General features: G+C 35.0%; 10 protein-coding genes, 2 pseudogenes and 1 riboswitch. Of the genes and pseudogenes, 7 read left to right on the forward strand and 5 right to left on the reverse strand.

What is annotated here, in order from left to right:
• Positions 1–208: 208 nt before the first annotated feature.
• The 3 genes and pseudogenes from PC_RS06485 to PC_RS11325 all read right to left on the reverse strand — a co-directional run.
• Positions 209–2,530 carry a ribonucleoside-diphosphate reductase subunit alpha gene (locus PC_RS06485; protein ID WP_011175897.1) on the reverse strand — a complete coding sequence of 774 codons (2,322 nt, stop codon included), beginning with the start codon at positions 2,528–2,530 and terminating at the stop codon, positions 209–211.
• An 11-nt stretch (positions 2,531–2,541) separates the two neighbouring features.
• Positions 2,542–3,513 (reverse strand): ribonucleoside-diphosphate reductase small subunit, encoded by a 972-nt coding sequence (locus PC_RS06490; RefSeq protein WP_011175898.1) that lies wholly within the window; start codon positions 3,511–3,513, stop codon positions 2,542–2,544.
• A 195-nt stretch (positions 3,514–3,708) separates the two neighbouring features.
• A riboswitch (cobalamin riboswitch) is annotated at positions 3,709–3,931 on the reverse strand.
• A 1,008-nt stretch (positions 3,932–4,939) separates the two neighbouring features.
• Positions 4,940–5,380 (reverse strand): annotated as a pseudogene (locus PC_RS11325) (IS1 family transposase); the annotation flags it as partial.
• Positions 5,381–5,604: 224 nt separating this feature from the next.
• On the opposite strand from PC_RS11325, the gene PC_RS06505 reads away from it, so the two are divergent.
• Positions 5,605–6,042 (forward strand): outer membrane beta-barrel protein, encoded by a 438-nt coding sequence (locus PC_RS06505; RefSeq protein ID WP_011175902.1) that lies wholly within the window; start codon positions 5,605–5,607, stop codon positions 6,040–6,042.
• Positions 6,043–6,422: 380 nt separating this feature from the next.
• Positions 6,423–7,832, forward strand: coding sequence for an F-box protein (locus PC_RS06510; protein WP_011175903.1), 1,410 nt, complete (start codon positions 6,423–6,425; stop codon positions 7,830–7,832).
• Between the two features lie 15 nt (positions 7,833–7,847).
• Here the strand turns inward: PC_RS06510 and PC_RS06515 are convergent, their stop codons facing one another.
• Entirely contained in the window at positions 7,848–10,400 is a 2,553-nt protein-coding gene (locus PC_RS06515) for a hypothetical protein (RefSeq protein ID WP_044045116.1), read from the reverse strand.
• A gap of 186 nt (positions 10,401–10,586) precedes the next feature.
• Between PC_RS06515 and PC_RS11330 the strand changes: the two are divergent.
• The 5 genes and pseudogenes from PC_RS11330 to PC_RS06535 form a co-directional block, all read left to right on the forward strand.
• Positions 10,587–10,812, forward strand: a pseudogene (locus tag PC_RS11330) (IS1 family transposase); the annotation flags it as partial.
• Between the two features lie 231 nt (positions 10,813–11,043).
• Positions 11,044–11,478 carry a hypothetical protein gene (locus PC_RS06520; protein ID WP_011175907.1) on the forward strand — a complete coding sequence of 145 codons (435 nt, stop codon included), beginning with the start codon at positions 11,044–11,046 and terminating at the stop codon, positions 11,476–11,478.
• Positions 11,479–11,571: 93 nt separating this feature from the next.
• Entirely contained in the window at positions 11,572–13,737 is a 2,166-nt protein-coding gene (locus PC_RS06525; RefSeq protein ID WP_011175908.1) for a 6-hydroxymethylpterin diphosphokinase MptE-like protein, read from the forward strand.
• The gene (locus tag PC_RS06530; RefSeq protein WP_011175909.1) at positions 13,734–16,565 is read left to right on the forward strand and encodes a 6-hydroxymethylpterin diphosphokinase MptE-like protein; all 2,832 of its coding nucleotides are present in this window, start codon (positions 13,734–13,736) and stop codon (positions 16,563–16,565) included. The genes PC_RS06525 and PC_RS06530 overlap by 4 nt, the downstream gene beginning before the upstream one ends.
• Positions 16,562–18,457 carry a motility associated factor glycosyltransferase family protein gene (locus PC_RS06535; RefSeq protein ID WP_011175910.1) on the forward strand — a complete coding sequence of 632 codons (1,896 nt, stop codon included), beginning with the start codon at positions 16,562–16,564 and terminating at the stop codon, positions 18,455–18,457. Before PC_RS06530 ends, PC_RS06535 begins: the two co-directional genes overlap by 4 nt.
• On the opposite strand, the gene PC_RS06540 is transcribed toward PC_RS06535, so the two are convergent.
• Complete coding sequence (locus PC_RS06540) at positions 18,440–19,627, reverse strand: acetate/propionate family kinase (RefSeq protein WP_011175911.1); 1,188 nt, start codon at positions 19,625–19,627, stop codon at positions 18,440–18,442. The two genes, PC_RS06535 and PC_RS06540, sit on opposite strands and share 18 nt — an antisense overlap.
• Positions 19,628–19,745 lie beyond the last annotated feature (118 nt).

The raw sequence follows: 19,745 nt of genomic DNA on the forward strand, positions 1-19,745 counted from the left end.
TCAAACTAGTTAAAACTACTTCAAATAATAGGAATCAGTTTGCCTCTTTCTAAGTATAGTTTCGCCCTCTATTACAGTTATTTCCGGATCTCTGGCAAGCCTAAAAAGATTAGGATTAAGTTGAAACGCTTGTCATTTTAAGGGAAAGTAGCTGATTAATTAGCTATTTCCCCTTAAAATGACAGTGTTTAGCCATATGAGACAAACGTTAGCCACTACAGCTGAGGCAATCCAAAGAACAAGCAATTTCTTGTTGCGGCTGCTCATAGTTTTGATTAACGGTAAATTTTATCGCTTCTGCAGCAGCTTTAATTCTCAAATAATACATGCCTGTTTTTAATCCTTTTTTCCAGGCATAAAAATGCATAGAAGAGAGCTTTGCAAAAGTTGGGCTTTCGACAAATAAGTTTAACGATTGAGACTGGCAAATAAAAGGTCCTCTATCAGCAGCCATATCTATCAAAGCTTTTTGCTTAATTTCCCAAACAGTTTTGTATAGCTCTTTGATTTCAGATGGAATTTCTTCGATCCCTTGAATAGACCCGTTAGCAGCTAAAATACGTTGTTTCATCTCTTCGTTCCACAACTCTCTTTTCACAAGATCCCGCATCAAATGCTTGTTCACAACAATAAATTCTCCCGATAAAACACGCCGTGTATATAAGTTTGAGGTATAAGGCTCAAAACACTCATTATTTCCTAAAATTTGTGAAGTCGAGGCAGTCGGCATGAGCGCCACAAGTAAAGAATTGCGTATTCCGTGGACAGCTATTTCAGTTTTTAATGCTTCCCAATCCCAATTTGAGCTAGGTTTGACATTCCACATTTCATATTGTAAAATTCCCTTAGAAATCGGTGACCCTTCATAGCTAGGATATCTTCCTTTTTTTTTAGCTAAATCTTTAGAGGCTGTCAAAGCTCCAAAGTAAATAGTTTCAAAAATGGCTTGATTTAACGCTCGCGCTTCTTTTGAATCAAAAGGCATCCTCAGCAAGATGAAAGCATCTGCAAGCCCTTGTACTCCAATCCCTATCGGTCTATGAAGCAAGTTTGAAGTTTGCGCTTCCACAATAGGATAACTATTTTCATCAATAATTTTATCTAAATTTCTTGTGATCACTTGCGTAACCTCAAAAAGTTTTTGATGATCAAAATGCCCGTTAATAATGAACCGTGGTAAAGCAATGGAGGCTAAATTACAAACAGCCGCTTCATGGGGTGAAGTGTACTCTATAATTTCTGTACACAAATTACTTAACTTAATTGTTCCTAAATGCTTTTGATTAGATTTATAATTACAGGCATCCTTAAAAAGCATGTAAGGGTTTCCTGTTTCAATTTGAGATTCCAAAATTTTAAACCATAAATCTTGTGCTTTAATTACCTCTCGAGCTTTTCCTTCTTGTTCATAAAGACAATAAAGATGTTCAAATTCTTCTCCCCAACATTCATGAAGATTGGGTGCTTCATTAGGACAAAAAAGCGACCAAACGCCATCTTCTTCCACCCGCTTCATAAAAAGGTCTGGAATCCAAAGAGCTGTAAAAAGATCGCGTGCTCGTAATTCTTCTTTTCCGTGATTCTTTCTTAAATCTAAAAAAGCGTAGATATCGGCATGCCAAGGTTCAAGATAAATGGCAAACGATCCTTTCCGTTTTCCTCCTCCTTGATCAATATAGCGCGCCGTATCATTATATACGCGGAGCATAGGAATAATTCCATTAGAAATTCCTCCCGTTCCTCGAATATAAGAACCTGTCGCACGGATATTATGAATACTTAAACCGATTCCTCCTGCAGCTTGAGAAATTTTTGCACATGCTTTCAGCGTGTCAAAAATTCCTTCGATACTATCTTCTTTTACTTGCATCAAAAAACAAGAAGACATTTGTGGATAAGGTGTTCCGGCATTAAATAAAGTAGGTGTAGCATGGGTAAACCAACGCTCACTCATCCAATGATAGGTTTCAATGGCTGCAGAAATATCATTTTTATGAATTCCAATGGATACTCTCATGAGCAGATGTTGAGGCCTTTCGATGACTTTCCCATTAATTTTCAATAAATAAGAACGCTCTAGCGTCTTAAAACCAAAATAGTCGTAACCAAAATCACGATCATAAATCATTGTTGCATCTAAAATTTCGGCATGATTTTGCACGATTTTGTATACATCCTCAGCAATTAAAGAGGCTTTTTTCCCTGTTTTAGGATCGATATAATGGTAAAGTTCACCGATCGTACGTGCAAATGATTTATTAGTGTTCTTTTGTAAATTGGAAATAGCAATCCGTGAAGCGAGTAAAGCATAGTCAGGATGCTTTACAGTTAATGAAGCTGCCACTTCGGCAGCTAAATTGTCTAATTCACTTGTTGTAACTCCATCAAATAACCCTTCTATCACTTTCATAGCAATCAAAACTGGATCGATATGCACTGAATCTAGCCCATAGCAAAGCTTGAGAATGCGAGCTGTAATTTTATCAAATTTAACTTCTTGTTTACGTCCGTCTCGTTTAGTAACAAACATGATTTACTCCCTTAAAAATCTTCGTGAATGGTAAATACATGATTTTCTTTCGTTGACATCACTCCTGATTTTTGATATTCTGATACCCGCCTTTCGAAAAAATTTGTTTTCCCCGGCATGGAAATCAGATCCATAAAATCAAATGGATTGTCAACGTTGTACAACTTAGGAGATCCAAGTGCAACCAGAAGACGGTCAGCAACAAATTCAATATATTGACACATGAGAGTGGCATTCATTCCAATTAAGCGAACGGGAAGTGCATCTTGTACAAATTCCTTTTCAATAGCCACCGCATGCGAAATAATAGCCTGAAGCGTTTCTAAAGGAAGTTTATTGTTAAGCTGAGAATAAAGCAGGCAAGCAAAATCACAATGAAGCCCCTCATCTCTTGAAATTAGTTCATTAGCAAAACTTAATCCAGGCATTAACCCTCGTTTTTTAAGCCAAAAAATAGAACAAAAACTCCCCGAAAAAAAGATTCCTTCCACAGCAGCGAAAGCGACTAGACGCTCACTAAAACTCCCTTGCGAAATCCATCTCAATGCCCAATCAGCCTTATTTGAGATGCATGGGATTGTTTCTAAAGCTTTGAAGAGTCGATTTTTATCAGTAGGATCTTTAATATAAGTATCAATTAGCAACGAATATGCCTCTGAATGAATATTTTCCATCATAATTTGAAAACCATAAAAACAACGCGCTTCCGGATATTGCACCTCACTCATGAAATTAACGGCTAAATTTTCATTGACAATTCCATCACTGGCTGCAAAAAATGCTAGTATGTGTTTGATGAAATATTTTTCATCGTTGTTAAGCTTACGGTCCCAATCTAAAAGATCAGAAGTTAAATCAATTTCTTCTGCTGTCCAAAAACTCGCTTCTGCTTTTTTGTACATTTGCCAAATTTCGGCATGATTAATAGGGAAAAGAACAAAACGATCTTTATTTTCTCGCAATATAGGTTCAGTCACCTGCATAAAAAATTCCTTTTAAATTAAAGCAATACAGTTCCATCGCTATTTTGAAATAGCATGAGTACATTAAAAAAATGACAAAAGGGAAAAGAGCGTGCAAGAAATGAAAAAGGTTGAAAAAACCTAAAATGCGCTGCGTGCTTTTTCCCATCCTGTCTTTAACGAGACAGTTCACTCAAGCTTTATTAAGACTTGAATGAGGATGAGTAAGATAAAGCAGGTCTTCTGACTCCGAGATCATCCTTAGGTCCTAACCTTCCCGCTAAAAAACGCAAATTTTGACTCTTGCGTGATAAAAAAGCAGTGGTGATAAGAAGAGACCTTTGTCACTCGTTACAGCGGCGTCACCGTACGGGATTTGCACCCGTTTCCCTATTCTCCTTTAGCCGTAACTAAAGGCACTTTATCTAACAACCTAAGTTTAAAGTTTATTTCTTGAAATTTAGATGATTTCTTGAAAAATTAATGATTCGCAACTAAGCAAATTTTTTTCATAGAGGAATCAAAAAATTTGATCGAAAAATTTCAAACTTCGGTTAATAACAACATGCTGTTTTTAAAAACACAACATATTGTATGTTCGAAATTTTTACTATAATGGAAGAGAATAGTCAATCAATTTTCATCATTGAGAGGAAGTACTTGATTAGCAAGGCGATAACCTAAAAATTTAGATTAGTAATAAATCGCTGTGTTTAGAACAATTAAGAATATAGAAAGGTTGTTGCCCAGGCCCACGTTTTGATTAAAATATATGTTAAAAAAAATTGATAACTTCCCATCTCATTTTAACTTTTCTAAGCTTAGAAGATCTTTCTGCTATTCATGATTTTGGCATACGCAATAGAAACCATTTAGCAAAGTGAGGAACCACTGTCATTCCACATTCTCTCCAGCATGCATCAGAAATCTCTCGACTACGAATATGGTTAAAAAGTTGGATCAAGAATGCAAAAAAGACAAACTGCTCGATTTTTATTAGATCAAAAACAAATCAGGACTTAATCATTGGTTTTTGTCATTTCACACAAATTTTTCGATGGCTTTTCTAAGCCTGTTATTTAGATTACAAGATCGATTATGTATATGAAGGTTAATGACTTATGTTTGAAGCATTAGAAATGTCAATTCAATATATTTTTGAAGAACTTAAACCTCCATAGAATCATGTCCAATTACATGGCCTATGAATACGAGAAGTGCAAAGCTTTTAAATCGATTAGGATTTGTGATTGAGGGTTATGTCAAAAACTTTCTTTTAATTAACCTCCAATAGAAAAATCACGTCCTCGCAGCTTTTTCTATAGAAAAATGGCGAAGCCTAAAAGCATATATCCGTAGAAAAAAAGGTCATTGATAATTTTTGGTAGTGCTAAATAGGTAAGGCTCTCAATTGTCTATTGTGATCACAAATAAAATATTTTATTAACTAAATGGGATTAGTTAGCTTTTTAGAAAATGAAAGTGTTTTCCTTACAAAACTTGCATACCTTTGTCTTAAGAGTAAAATTAAATTTTTCAATGTAGCTTGTCTGGCCAGATAGCTTGCTAACTGCTTGATGTTTGCTCCAAAGAATGGTTTCATAATAGGCATTAAATTTATCCGTGAAATAGAGGGCTTTTTTTAAGGATTCAGGTCGTTTTGCAAAAAGAAGCTCAGCGGTTTTTTTGTCTCGAGGATCTAATTGCCTAGCCAACACTTGGCAATTTTTTTATGGAAAACGAGCCATAGCCACAGATCATTTTTCTTATTTCCTGCCCAACTCCATCGCTCATCTCCTTCAAGTTTAGCCACTTCTAGCTCATCGTTCTCATGACAAGTGACGTGTACATTTAAATCCCCAGGTAAATCATTGATAATAAAATCAATTCTTTGTTTGTTAATAATTTTAGCCCCATTATTTACCACACTTTGAATTAAGACATTAGTTTATCCAATTAGAGTAGTTTATTGGAATAGCCTTTACTTATTTAGTACTACCTAAATATGGGATATGCTAACGACGAAAAACAAAATGAATTAAACAAAAAAATATATTTTAGTATTAATGCAGTACAAGCATATCTAGAAAAATAGAAAATTTCAAATTCCATATGGAGTACTATGTTGGGGCAGCAATTGGCTATAAACTGTCCGATTTCCGTTTTGAATTAGATTCATCCTTTCAAAGTTTTCTTGAAAAGAAAACAAACCATACTTATGTGGTGCGTGGAGGAAAAAGATTTAAAGAGATCATATCACTCATCACTAATGTGTATTATGATTTTGATGTTGACTTTCCTCTCAAGCCATATATAGGAAGAGGATTAGGTTATTATCAATCTAGAGGCCATACGCAATGGCAAAGATTAGATATGTTCTTATCTTCGCGACTACGTTTTAAAAATAAAGGATTAGTATGGCAAGCAATCGCTGGATTAAAATATTCCCTTTGCCGAAATACCGAGCTCGGTATTGAATACCGATTATTACAGCAAGAAAGATACCCTGTATTACAAAGAATTGGTTTAACTTTAACACGTTATTTTTAATTTTTACATTTAGAACAAGTTAGAATCCGACTTAGCGAGTAATCAAAGTAATAAAACTTCGAAGAAGTAGCCTTTTTAAAAAGGCCACTTCCATATGTTTTTAGCTATAGAAATTATAAAAGGATTGCTTAGATCGCATTCCTTTTTCAAATTATGCTCGATTTGAATTGCCTAATAAAACATGTTGAGCAAATTAGAGTCTATCTTCTCTTAATAAAGATTTGGCCGCCATATATATTATAAATTTTCTTTTCATTTTATCTTTAATAAAATCTTTAGTTACCATTTTTGAATCAATTTAGCCTAGAAAAAAATAAACTTATTAAATATAATTGCTATTATTTAACTAATCATCTTCTCTTAATAAAGATAGAGGTCTTATGCAAATTTCTTTAAAATCCCCTATGGAAGTTTTGCCTGAAGAAACAAAAGTTGCCATTTTTAATCATCTTAAGAGCCCAAAAGACCTCGCCATGGCTTCTTTAGTCAGCAAAGCATGGCAACAGCTAGCAGAGGATTCCTCTTTATGGAAAGCCCAGTTTTGTCGCCAATGGAAAAAGTTGACATTCTCGACCCGCCCGACCTTAAATTCAAACTGGAAGAAAATTTATAAAAAAAAGCATCAAATTCTAAAAGAAGTCAAACGTAACAAACCCACATTATGTGAAGATCGTTGTAAGCATGACACCTACCAATTACCTGGCTTTGCAGCAACGGAAACTGTTAAATTAAAGGTAGAAAAAAAAGTAGCTTTCATCCAAGTCACTTCTGGAACTGCTCAAGTCTATTCTCTTGAGGAAAAGGGCTGTCAATTAGTTTTTGATAACCTAAAAGACGAAAACTCTCGTTTGATCCACTATCTAGAAGGGCATATGATCCAAGTTACCCAAGAAGGTTCCCTCTATCGCTGGCCACTCAAAGAACCTTTTCCTTCGCAACCCTTAAGCAGGGTGGGAAATTTTGAAGAAGCCCATGTTGACCAAGAGTTGCTTATTTTAGTGTTGCCTCAGCGCAAGCAATTTGCCATTTTTAATATAGAAAATGGCTTAAAATATTACGAATCTCCCTTTTTCCGCTCTTCCATCCGCTCGCTCGATTGCCGCGATAACCAAATTTTGATTCAATGTGAAGATGGCAAGCTTTATTTTATCAAAGCTATTCGAAAAGAGAATGCCTCCCAAAATCTGGAACCGATCCTTTTGGAGGGGCTCTTTTTAGATCCTCTTTCCAAAGAGCTGGTGCAATTTGATGAAAAGCGTGTCATTATTTTGGGGAAGGATGCGGTGAAACGCCTCTGTACGGTTTGGAATGTTACTAGCGGAGAAAAAATCTTTGAGGGGTCTCTTGAGAGAGGATCAAAATTTAGTCGCAACTCCAAAGCTAAATGTATTACTGCTTCAGCCTATAATGGCGAAAAACTCGCCGTGGGATTTGATTTAGGGGATGTCACTTTTTATGAACCTACTACTGGAAAAAGGATTACAACGCACTCCTTTGGTATATCTCCTGTCCAGTTTCTTAGCTTCGACCGCGATCAGGAACATTGCTGGGTGGCCACTAATCCCTACTATATAATCGAATGCCTAAATATCAAAGATAAGCCTGAAACAGTGGGAGCTTTTTGCTCTATTAAACAAAAAAAGAAATTGGAAGATAGAGAAGCAGAAGCATTAGAGTGTAATTTAATAGGTATTTATGCAGATGAGCGCCGTTTGGCTTGCTGCGATAAAGAAGGGGGGTTAGATGTTTGGGACTTTGCTAAGGCTTCACTCCCCCATTCACATCCTTAAGCTTTGAAATTTAGCTTATTCAGTTGACCGTCTAATCAAGGCTTGCTTTAAAGCTTCCTCTTCATAAATAAAAGGATCAGCTTGCTCCAAATCCTGGGCAAGCTGAAAAGTCGCCCTGGATTGTAGGTTTAATAACTCTTCGACAAAAGAAAGCGTAGCGCTAGACATAGGATAATGAATTAATCTAAACTGAGAGTTTATTGACCATTCAATTATTACTTTTGAAATGTTTAGATATTGTGTTCTGAAATAAGCATCTTCAGGCTCTTTCCCTTCTCCTAGTTCCTGCATTAAACGTCGATTTTGCTGAATTATTCTCTTTATTTCCTCTAGGCCCTTTTTTAAGGCAGTTTTTTCCAGAAATTTATCTATAACACTTTTATAAGCTTCATAACGTTTAGCTTCGCCATATGATAACTTTTCAGCTAAATCTAGCTTTTCTTTAGGTTCAAGATTTAGGAAAGTTGAATTTTCTGGTAGATTCTCTTCTAGTGAGAACAACAACCTCTTTTCTTCTGGAGTCAAATCCTTTTCTTTCAATTCTTGCTCAAACTCTTCTTTTTCCCTCTCTTTCTCCTCTATGGTGATTTTTAGTTCCTCGATTTGTTTTTGATGTTGAAAAAAAGGGGCTTGCCGATACTGTTGATAGCGACTTTCAAATGTTTTATCCATCCGTCCTGTTAACTCTGTTCTAAATTCATTGAACGTGTCTTGCATTGTTTTAATTCTTGCTTGTTCTATTTTAAAATCCACAATCGCTATATGGGAAGGAGAGTGATTAAGATTTGCTAATGCATCGAGAATGCGCATGAGTTCATTAACGGTGCTTTGCACCTCTTTTAAATTTTCTAACTTTTTGTACAAGGGGGTGTGACTAGCGCTAGTTTTTTCAATCTCTAACCCGTTAAAAAGTTTGCCCAGCTTCTCCAATTCTTTTTCTAAATCGGTGACTAAAGCAATTTTTTTTCGTGTAAACTTTAGGCTTTTACCCAGGCTTGCAATAATGAGTTTGCCTACTTCTTGAGTACCTTCCAAAGGGCTAATCTCTTTTTTGGCAATAGCATTAAGGATTTTCATAGCACCGGAGCGCACTTTTTTTTCAATTAAATCGTCCACTTTATTTAAGGCAGAAGGAGCTATTAAAGTATGATGGTTTAAAAAATAAAAGTTCGTGTTTGCCCATAAAGAAGGATTCACCCATTTTTTAAACACTTCATCCACATTTACATCCACTCTCTTTAATCGTTTATTTTTTAGTAATGCATTAATAACATTTCTAGGAATCCCCTTTGTTTGCAGCTTGCCTATTATTTCTTGCGGCTGCCTTTGTCGCTCCTCTATATATTGGAATAAAGAATCTTTTGCTAGGGCTTGATTCTCTATAGAAAGAGGAAATGTCTCTTTCCATAAGTTTTCAATTCCCTCAGATGCGTAAATCTTATTGTCTAAAATAGCTTTAATGGTCTTTTGAAGTCCTTCTTCAGAGACATTTAGCTCAAGGAGCCTTTCTTTTAACGGAAGAGGAATTTCTTTTTGGTTATCACGCAATGCGCGTACTGCTTCCACTAAAGACTTTTTTAACTCTGGATGTTCTGGAGAAGAAGGAAATGTCTCTTTCCACAAGTTTTCAATTCCCTCAGATGCGCGAATCTTATTGTCTAAAATAGCTTTAATTGTCTTTTGAAGTCTTTCTTTAGAGACATTTATCTTAAGGAGCCTTTCTTTTAACGGAAGAGGAATTTCTCTTTGGTTTTCACGCAATGCGCGTACTGCTTCCAGTAAAGACTCTTTAAGCGTATAAAGATAGGTATCATTCACTTCGGCAAATAAAGAGTGATGACAAGCTTCTGTGCCTGTTTGTTCTGAGCCGATGTAAAATTGTTTTTTGGCTGGTAGCCAATCAATTTGACATTCCAACCCAGAGTAAGCTATGCCCATGTGAAGAAAAAGAAGTAGCCGCGCTTGCGCATGCATGTCAATTAATTCTGCAGGGGGATTTTCATTTTTATCTCCCCGATTATTATAGGCATCCATTTTAGCAATGAATTGACCAAGCTTCAAAGAAAGGGGGTTATTAATTTGGAAAAAGGGTTCTACAGCTTTTGCAATAAATTCTTTTGCATTGATATAAATTTCTCTATTGCTCTCTAAACCAAAGGAAGAACGCTTTTCAAGTTTAGGTGGGTTTATTTTATCCCCTGCTTTGGATTTTGTTCCCCTAGAAGGCATTGCGGCCGGAAAAGTTTCTTGATAAACTTTACTCTCTTTTTGAGTGCTTTTTCTTGTCGGCAAACTCCTGCTGCTATTCAAAGAACTAGTATCCTCGGCTTCTAAGGCCTCTTCTTCTTCTTTTGTTCGCCTAGGAAATTTATGAGGGGGAGATGATTCGGGAGTAGATAAACTTTGAATGGCGGTCTGAGCCGCTTCCTCAGTTTTTTGATGAGTATCTTCTATTTTTTCCTTTCCTTTTTGTTTTCTTTTTTTTCCTTCTGCAGCTTGCGACGCAGGTTGTTGGATATTTTGTTCTTGAGATGGATGACTTGGAAAAGATCCGGTTGGGTTGACCATAGCTAAACCCCCTTTTTTTCCTCCTAAGGTGCAATTTGCATGCCAATCCAAAGTGAAAATGAAAAGTTGGTTTTTAATAGCGGAAAAATGAGCTTGAACTGAGAATGCAATAGAAAATCAAAACCAAGCGAATTCTCTATGAAAATATCTAGGTAAAAGAAATAAATAGCCGTTTTTTTTGACCTGCTTAAATTTGCAAAACTACCCAAATCATTAAAAAAAGCTCTCTATTTCACGGATAAATTTAATGTCTATTATGAAACCATTCTTTGGAGTCAACATCAACCAGTTAGCAAGTAATCTGGTCAGACAAGCGACATGGAAAGATTTAATTGTACTCTTAAGACAAAGATGTGCAAGGCTTGTAAGGAAAACACTTTCATTTTCTAAAAAACTAACTAATCCCATTTAGTTAATAAAATACTTTATTTGTGATTACAATAGACAATTGAGAGCCTTACCTATTTAGCACTACCTAATTTTTTAATACAAATTCATACGATTAAACCGCATTCATTTTTCCTCTATTTTTAACCATATGATTAAACTCTCTCTATTTCAGAAAATTTAAACTTGGAATCTTTTAATGCTTTCGTTATTTAGAAATAATAGAACAAAAGTAGAAAATCATGGAGGAAAGAAGATGAAAGATAAAAATCCAATAGAACCCTTGCTTTCGCAAATTACAGAGATTCTGCATAAAATTCAAAATCATGATGGCTCCATTTCCAATAATTTAACACCTCAAATTATAGAGGAAATTGAAAGACTAGAAAATGCAATTGCTCTTTTTAATGATGTAAATCAAAAGACTTTTCAAGATGCGAATATTGACGTTGAAAACTTAAAAATAGATTCTAGCCGCTCTCAAATGATTAGTGATAAAGATAAGCGCGTATTAAAGCAAGCGCAAGAAATCGAGAAAGATGCGAAAAAACTACAGTTCGCCTTTTCAAAAATCATGGAAAGAGGACAAAAAGTTTCTGTTAAAAAAGAAGATCCGCTTAAACAAAAAATCAAAGAACGGCGTAAACGATTTAAACCATTAGGTGGTGATAAAAATTGGATTCCTATGTAATAGCAATTTTGTAATAGCAATTTTGATTGAGAAAATTTGCAAGACATTCGCTTTTCTGTTAAATGATATTTAAATCCCGTTAAAGGAAAAAGAATGTCTGATCCAAATCTATTCAATCAAAATCTTTCTCTTTTAGCCCTGATCAATCCCCCTTTAGCTGTAAAACTCCAATCCCTGCCTAAACTTTCCTCTTTCGCAACGAAGCAGGAGGATGTTAACGTGTTTATTCATAAGGAAAATGAAGCTTTAGAACAAACCTCTATCTGGATTCGAGAATTAGATCTTGAAGATCGTGATGTTCTCTATATTTATGGGCTAGGTCTTGGATATGCTTATGATGTTTTACAGCCTTGGTTAAAAACTAACAGACATCGTTATCTAGTGTTTTTAGAAGATGAACCTGCAGTCATCCATTATTTTTTACAAACAAAAAAGTCTTCTGTTTTATTAAAAGATCCTCAGGTAGATATTATAGACATTTCCGAAGCTCAGCACGACCGCACAATTATCCGCTCAATAACAGAGGACCATATTCTTCGTTCCTTTGCCATCACAGCGCTCCCTTCTTATTCGACTCATAAAGCCAATTTTTTTGCTACAATCAAAGATTTGATTGAATTTGAATCTGCTGAATTAAATATTCGCTATCAAGAATTGGCTCAATTCGGAATAGTTTTTTTTAATAATTTTTACCGCAACCTTTTCCAACTTCCCCAAGCTTACTTAGCAGACAATTTAGTTGGCAAATTCAAAGATATCCCAGCTATTATTTGTGGAGCTGGGCCTTCTTTAAACAAACAAGCTCCACTTTTAAAAAATTTATATGACAAAGCTGTTTTATTTGCTCCAGGCAGTGCTCTCAATGTCTTAAGTCATCAAGGCGTTTGGCCACATTTTGGAGTTAATATTGATCCTACCCCTGAAACTTTTCATCGTCAGGTGATGAATAAAGCCTTTGAAACCCCTATTTTTTATCGTCATCGCTTGTATTATGAAGCTTTAACTGCCATTCATGCCCCTCGATTATTTTTATCAGGAGCCGTTTATTATTCAGTAGCTAAATGGTTTGAAGAACAATTTAATCTTCCTTCTTTACAACTAGAAGGAGGATATAATGTTGTTCATACAGCTTTAGAAATTGCTCACTTTTTGGGATGTAATCCGATTATTTTTGTTGGATTGGATCTTTCCTATCAAGAAGGAGAGCATTATGCATCTGGCGTGGAAAGGCACCCACTTTTTCCTCAAAAAGCCGATCAAAAAACGCATTTAGGTCAACCTTTACAAGTTAAAAATAAGAAAGGAGAACACGTCTGGAGTTATTGGCCTTGGATCGCTGAAGCTCAATGGATTGATCTTTATCAGCGTTCTCATCCCGATTTAAAAATTTTCAATGCCTCGGAAGAAGGAATTGGGCTTTTTTCCATTCCTAATCTTTCTTTAGAAGAACTCACTCAATCTCATTTATCTCACTCTTTCGATATAAATGAAATGGTTCATCATAGGGTTCAAGAAGCTGGAAAAATTTCGGTTAGTCATTTGCACGTAAAAGAAGTAATAAACACTTTCTATCTCAGCCTCAAAAATTGTGAAAATACTCTTCAGGACATATTAAATACCTCAAAAGAAAATGAGATGATATTTCCGGACAAATTGAAGCAAGAGCCTGGCTTCAATTATCTGTTAAGCCAATTTGATGATTTTTTTATGACATTTATTCAGAAAGATTTACGAAATTTAAATCGCATATCGAATAATTTAAAAATGATTAAAGAACGCGAACTAACAGAGGAGCGATATCGTTTTCTTTGGCAAACGTGCAAGGTTAATCTAACAATTATTGAAAACACATTAAAAGAAAATTCACCTGCAAATCAAACGCTACCCGTTCAACATTTTCCCCTTTTTTCGAACTCTGACAGACAATCAACCTATTATGCATCCGGAAATGTTTATTCTACTTCATCCAATCTTGGTAGACCATTTGAAGGAACTCATTATTACTTTTACGAGGATGGAACTTTAAAAAGTGAAATTAATTATCAAAAAGGTATTTTGAATGGCATGGTCAAACTGTATTACCCTCATGGCCAAATAAAAAGAGAGCTATATTTTTCGAATGGTCAGCGAGAAGGAGTAGAAAAAAGTTGGTATGAAAATGGCCAACTATTTACAGAAGTGATATATCATCAGAATTTACCTAAACAGGCCAGATGTTGGTTTCCAGACGGAACGATTGCAAAGGACGTGATCTTATGACAATTTTGCCTTTTAATTCAGATAACTATGATAGAAATTTTGAGTTATTCTCTTCTCGTGATCCATTGGCAGCTTATCAACTAGAAGGGATTTTACAACAAGAGGAATTTACACCTTGTAAAACCACTAAAGGGGAGCCTAATTTATTTAAAAGAAAATTTGGAATAGATGATTATTTGCATGCGCAAACAGGAGCATTAGAAGAAGCGTCTACCTCAATTTCACCCGAGCTTTTAGAAAAAGGAGAAATTCTATATATTTATGGATTAGGACTAGGATATTTCTATGAGGTATTACAGCCCTGGCTTTTGCAAAATCCCCAAAGACATGTGATCTTTTTAGAAGATAATCTTGAAATCATTTACTATTTTTTATTCACTAACACTGCCTCTTCGTTACTTCAAAATTCTCAAGTTACTCTTTTTTATTTTCGTAACTATCAATCAGACTATGAAAGCTTCTGTAAACTTAACAGTGCTTTTATCAATAGACCTATTGAATTTCTGACACTTCCTTACTATGCATTACGTAAAGAAATGGAAGCTTTAGCTTTGTGCTATGTTATCCTACATGACCATAAGATTTTAGAAGCTTTACACAATGAATATTTATCTGGTCAAAAGGGGTTTTTAACAAATTTTTACCAAAATATTTTTCATCTTCCCCAATCTCATTTTGCCACAAATCTTTTTGATCGATTTAAAAATATCCCAGCTATCATTTGTGGAGCTGGACCCTCTCTAGAAAAAAACATTCATAAACTCAAAGATCTAGGACAAAATGCATTAATTTTTGCGGGGGGTTCCTCTTTAAATGTGCTCAACCATGCAGGCATACAACCACATTTTGGTTTAGGATTAGATCCAAACCCTGAACAAACCCATCGTTTATTAACTAACCATACTTTTCACATTCCTTTTCTTTATCGTTTACGAATTTCACATGCTGCTTTTCAGCTCATGCAAGGGCCTAAAATCTATGTTTCAGGATCAACAAATCAACTGGCATCTTGGTTTGAAAAAGAGTTAGATATCGCAGGACCACAATTAGATGAAGGACACAATGTCGTTAATCTATGCACAGAAATTGCTCATAAGATGGGCTGTAACCCTATTATTTATGTTGGAATGGACCTTGCATACACCGAAATACAACCCTATGCAAAAGGTATTTCTACTCATCCCCTCTGGATCGATATCAGCCAACCTTATCAAACAGGTGATCAAAAAGCTGTATTAAGAACTGATATTTTTAATCAGTGGATTAAAACTAAATGGGAATGGATAGCAGAAGCTAATTGGTTAGGCCAATTTGCAAAACATCACTCTGATATACAAATGATTAACGCGACTGAAGGCGGCTTAGGTTTTCCTTCAGTTCCTAATCTTTCTCTAGAGGAAGTTTCCAACCTGTATTTGGCTAAAACTTATGATATTTCAAATTGGGTTCATGCCGAAATCCAAAACCAACCACCCAAAATCACTAAACCCGCTCTTTTAAACTTAATCAATCAACTCAAAAATAGTTTAGACAGATGTTTAGAAGCTTATCGTTCAACAATAAAAACTAAACAAACGGTTCAAATTTTTGCTTCTTCGACTACCAATTTTTTTGATACACAAACGATTATAACAGATAGCAGCATCAAAACAGAAATTGGATATCGACACTTCTTAGATATGTTTGACATGGCTTATCAATATCTCCAAAAATCACATCAGCTGATTCACGCCAAAAAAAGTAATGAGTTTCAAGAAACCTTAGAACGTTTTTGTTTTTTAGAAGAGGTACTCTCGCAGAACATCCAGTTAATGAACGAAGGAATTCAAAAGTTTATTTTTTCTCCTCCCCCGATTGCACTTACTTATCAAAAAAGAGCTTTTTCTCATTCAATGGGGGAAATATACCGATTCGAAGATGGCCGTTTGGAAATTCAAGATCCTGAATTAGGCATTTGTATTCAAGAAACGTTTCATCCGAATCTAAACACAGATCGCCTCGCGGCTTTTTTCCCAAATGGTCAATTGCAATATGAAATGTTTTATGATCAGCAATTGCTTCACGGACCTTCTCGTTTCTATCAAGAAAATGGCCAGTTATTAGCTGAAAGCTGGTTTATCAAAGGAAAACGGGTAGGAAAAACAATTCAATACTTTAATCAAGGCAATCTTTATAGCGTTGGCCGCTATAAAGAAGGATTACTGCATGGAAAACAAGAGTATTTTTATGCTAATGGATCTCCTCACATTGTGACTCACTATTTCAATGGATTATTAAATGGAGAAGTTTTTGTTTATACACAAGATAGCAAAATCATTAGAGAATTGCATTACCTAAGCGGAAAACGGCATGGTGTTGAAAAGATGTGGGATCAAACTGGTCAACAAATTTTAGAATGTCATTATCAAGAAGGAGTCCCTACTGGCAAAGCGATCCAATGGAACCTCAAAGGAGAAAAAAGGAAAGAAGTGATGATTTATCATTTCCCTAATGATTTCGATCTAAAGATTTGGGATGAACAGGGACAATGTATCAAATCCTATGAACGTGGCATCGAAAATTTCTCTTATATCTACGAACAAACACAAAAAAAAGCCGATAATTTAGAAGAGACACTAAAAAATATACTTCAACAAATGGATCCTATTGTTGAACAACATTTAACTCAATCTAAAGATGTCGATTTAAAACTAGCAGAAGATTTTGCCGGACTAAAAGACGCTTTAAAAGGAATGCAAAATCTCAAAGAATTACTCACAGAAACCATGAAAGAGAATCTCAAACATGCTGAAGAACTTAAGAAAAATAAAGAGAAGAAACCTTCATGAATGATAAAAGGTTTGAAGATAACTTAGAACGGTTACAAAAAAAAGACGCCAAACTTGCTTATCAACTACTGACAGCACAGGCAGATGATCTCTTATTTGTAAAAACGAATCAAAATGAAAACAATTTAAAGCGTATATATAAAGGGACTACTTATTTTTATCACTCTTCACAATCTGCTCAAATAGAAGCTAAAAACTGGTTTGACCATTTAAGCCCTCAACATATTTCCATTTTATTCGTTTATGGAATTGGTTTGGGATACTATTACTTAGCAGCATTAGATTGGTTAAAACAAGATGAGAGACGCCGTTTAGTTTTTTTAGAAGAAGATCCAGGCATTCTTTGTCGTTTGTTTGAAACGGAAATTGGAACAAAGCTTCTCTCTGATGCTCAAGTTCAAATTGTTTATCTCGAAAATGGTTTTGAAGATAAAACGTTGCTAAATGAGTTATCTTGGAAATATTTAAACGATACTTTTGCTATTTCAGCTTTGAAACTTTATCTAGAAGTTAATGCAGAAGGCTTTTCTAAACTTAAACATCTTTTATCTTATCATCTCAATCAAAAAAAAGCTTTTGTAGAAGAGTATTTACAATATGGAATTGCCTTTTTCCGCAATTTCTATCCTAATTTGCTCATGCTTCCAAAGTCTTATTTTGGTAATGCCCTTTTTGGACAATTTAAACAAACTCCAGCCATTATTTGTGGAGCCGGTCCTTCCTTAAATAAAAACTTAGAACAACTAAAAAACCTTAAAGATAGAGCGCTTATTTTTGCTGGTAGTTCTGCTTTAAATGCTTTAATTCCCAAAGGAATTATTCCACACTTTGGTGTGGCAGTAGATCCCAATCAAGCACAACTTTCAAGAGTGGCAGCCGCCAAGCCTCATCAAATTCCTTTTTTTTACCGCCAAAGGTTATTTCATAAAGCTCTTGAGGTAATTTCTGGCCCTAAACTTTATCTGTCTGGGACAGGAGGATATGATATTTCAAAATGGTTTGAAGAACAATTAAACTTAAAAGGTGAAGAATTAGATGAAGGACACAATGTCGTCAATTTAAGTTTAGAAATTGCTCATGCCTTAGGATGTAATCCGATTATTTTAGTAGGTGTCGACCTCGCGTTTACAGACGAAACTTATTATGCCAAAGGGGTCATTGAAGATTTAAAACTGACTGATGATGACTTTAAAACTGCTAATGACTTTGAATCCGAGCTTCTTTTACGAGAAGACATTAATGGCAAACTCACTCGAACACTTTGGAAATGGATTTCAGAATCAGAGTGGATTACTGAATTTGCAGAAAAACACCCTGAATTAACTTTAATTAATGCCACAGAAGGGGGAATCGGATTTAAAAATATTCTTAATAAAACTTTGCTAGAGGTAACAGAAAAATTTTTAAATCAATCTCAATTTATTGATGAGAAAGTTGCGATAGAAGTTGTCAAAAATCCGCTTTCTTCTATCACTCAAAATCAAATTCTAGAATTATTAAAGGTTCTACAGGCAAGTTTAGATCGTTGTATTAGCTTATTTACTCAATTAATCGAAACTAGCAGTCATTTATTAAATCAAATTGAAAATGGTTTTTCTTCTCCAGAGATCATTCAAACACCCAGAACTTCTCTTTTAGAAACTGACATTGAAGAAGAAATTAGCTATCAATATCTGTTAGATACTTTTAATCAAGTTTACTTGCGTGTGCACCATCGAACAATTTTAGAATTGCAAGAGCAAAAAAAGGATAGCAATATAAAAGAACAATCTCTTCAAAAAATTTCTCTTCAAATCAATCGTCTTACATTTCTTCAAGATGTTGCTAGGGTGAATCGAGAACTTATTCAACGCTCAATTTCTGAATTTTTAACCTCAAGTCAAATACTCTAAGCAAGATTTAGCAATCATCCATTCTTCTTGTGTATGAATGACGAAAACTTTGACAGGTGAATCATGCAAACTAATTTCTTTATCCTGATTCCCCCCTTGATTTTTTTGCAAATCCAGTTGAATGCCAAGATAAGCTAATTCTTCACAAGTTTTTTTTCGAAGATAACTATCATTTTCTCCAATTCCACCTGTAAAACACAAAGCATCAATTCCTCCAAGAGAAGCTGTCATAGCTCCTATTCCAGTTTTTAAACGATAAATATACATATCTAGAGCCAGCTGTGACTGCTTATTTTTAAAAGCATGAATCTCTCTCATATCAGAAGTTCCTCCAATTCCTTTTAATCCCGATTCAAAATTTAAAAGATGATCGAGTTCTTCTAAGGAAAGATTTTTATTTCTCAAACAGTAAATCAAAATGCCGGGATCAATAGAACCTGATCGAGTCCCCATCATCAAACCTTCCATCGGAGTAAATCCCATGGTTGTATCTATGCTGAACCCATCTCGTATCGCACAAAGAGATGCTCCATTTCCTAAATGACAATTAATAAGCTTAAAAGGAGTTTCTTGAGGCTTTATCCATTTTTTTATTTGTTTTGCACAGTAAGAATGACTTATTCCATGAAAACCATAACGTTCAATCCCCTTTTCCTTCCATTCATAAGGAATAGGATAGGTTTTAATCTCTTCACGCATTGTCCGGTGAAAAGCAGTATCAAAAACGGCAAAATGAGGAATCGAGGGAAATATTTTTTCTAATAATTCAATCCCCTCTAAATTGATAGGATTATGTAAAGGGGCTAAAGAACTTAAATTGCTAATGTCTTTTTTTACCGATGCATTGATCAAAACAGGCTGATGGAATAAAGAACCTCCATGAACAACGCGATGCCCAATCCATTCAATCTCATGCACTTCTTTAATGACAGCAAAATCTCCTATCCACAACTTTTCTATCACTTCTTGGATCCCTTGTTTAACTGAAGTTGTTTGCAAATAAATGGGATTGGACTCTTGGCTTCCGTTTTTCAAAGTATAACTAGGATTTTTTTTTCCCCATTCTATATGAGCTTTCCATAAAGCTGATCCGGCATTCTCAATTTTATCACTAAAAAGCGAAAGTTTATGCGAGCTTGAACCTGCATTCATCACCAGTACCTTCGGCATGCTGACTCCTAAATTTGGAAAAAATAAAACTCTAAATTCAAGCTATCAGGAAATTTATTTTTGTAAAGAGGCTGTTTTGGCATTCTTTTTTCATCTATTCAATTAATTTTATTAATAT

It is taken from the genome of Candidatus Protochlamydia amoebophila UWE25, from assembly GCF_000011565.2.
Classification (GTDB): domain Bacteria; phylum Chlamydiota; class Chlamydiia; order Chlamydiales; family Parachlamydiaceae; genus Protochlamydia; species Protochlamydia amoebophila.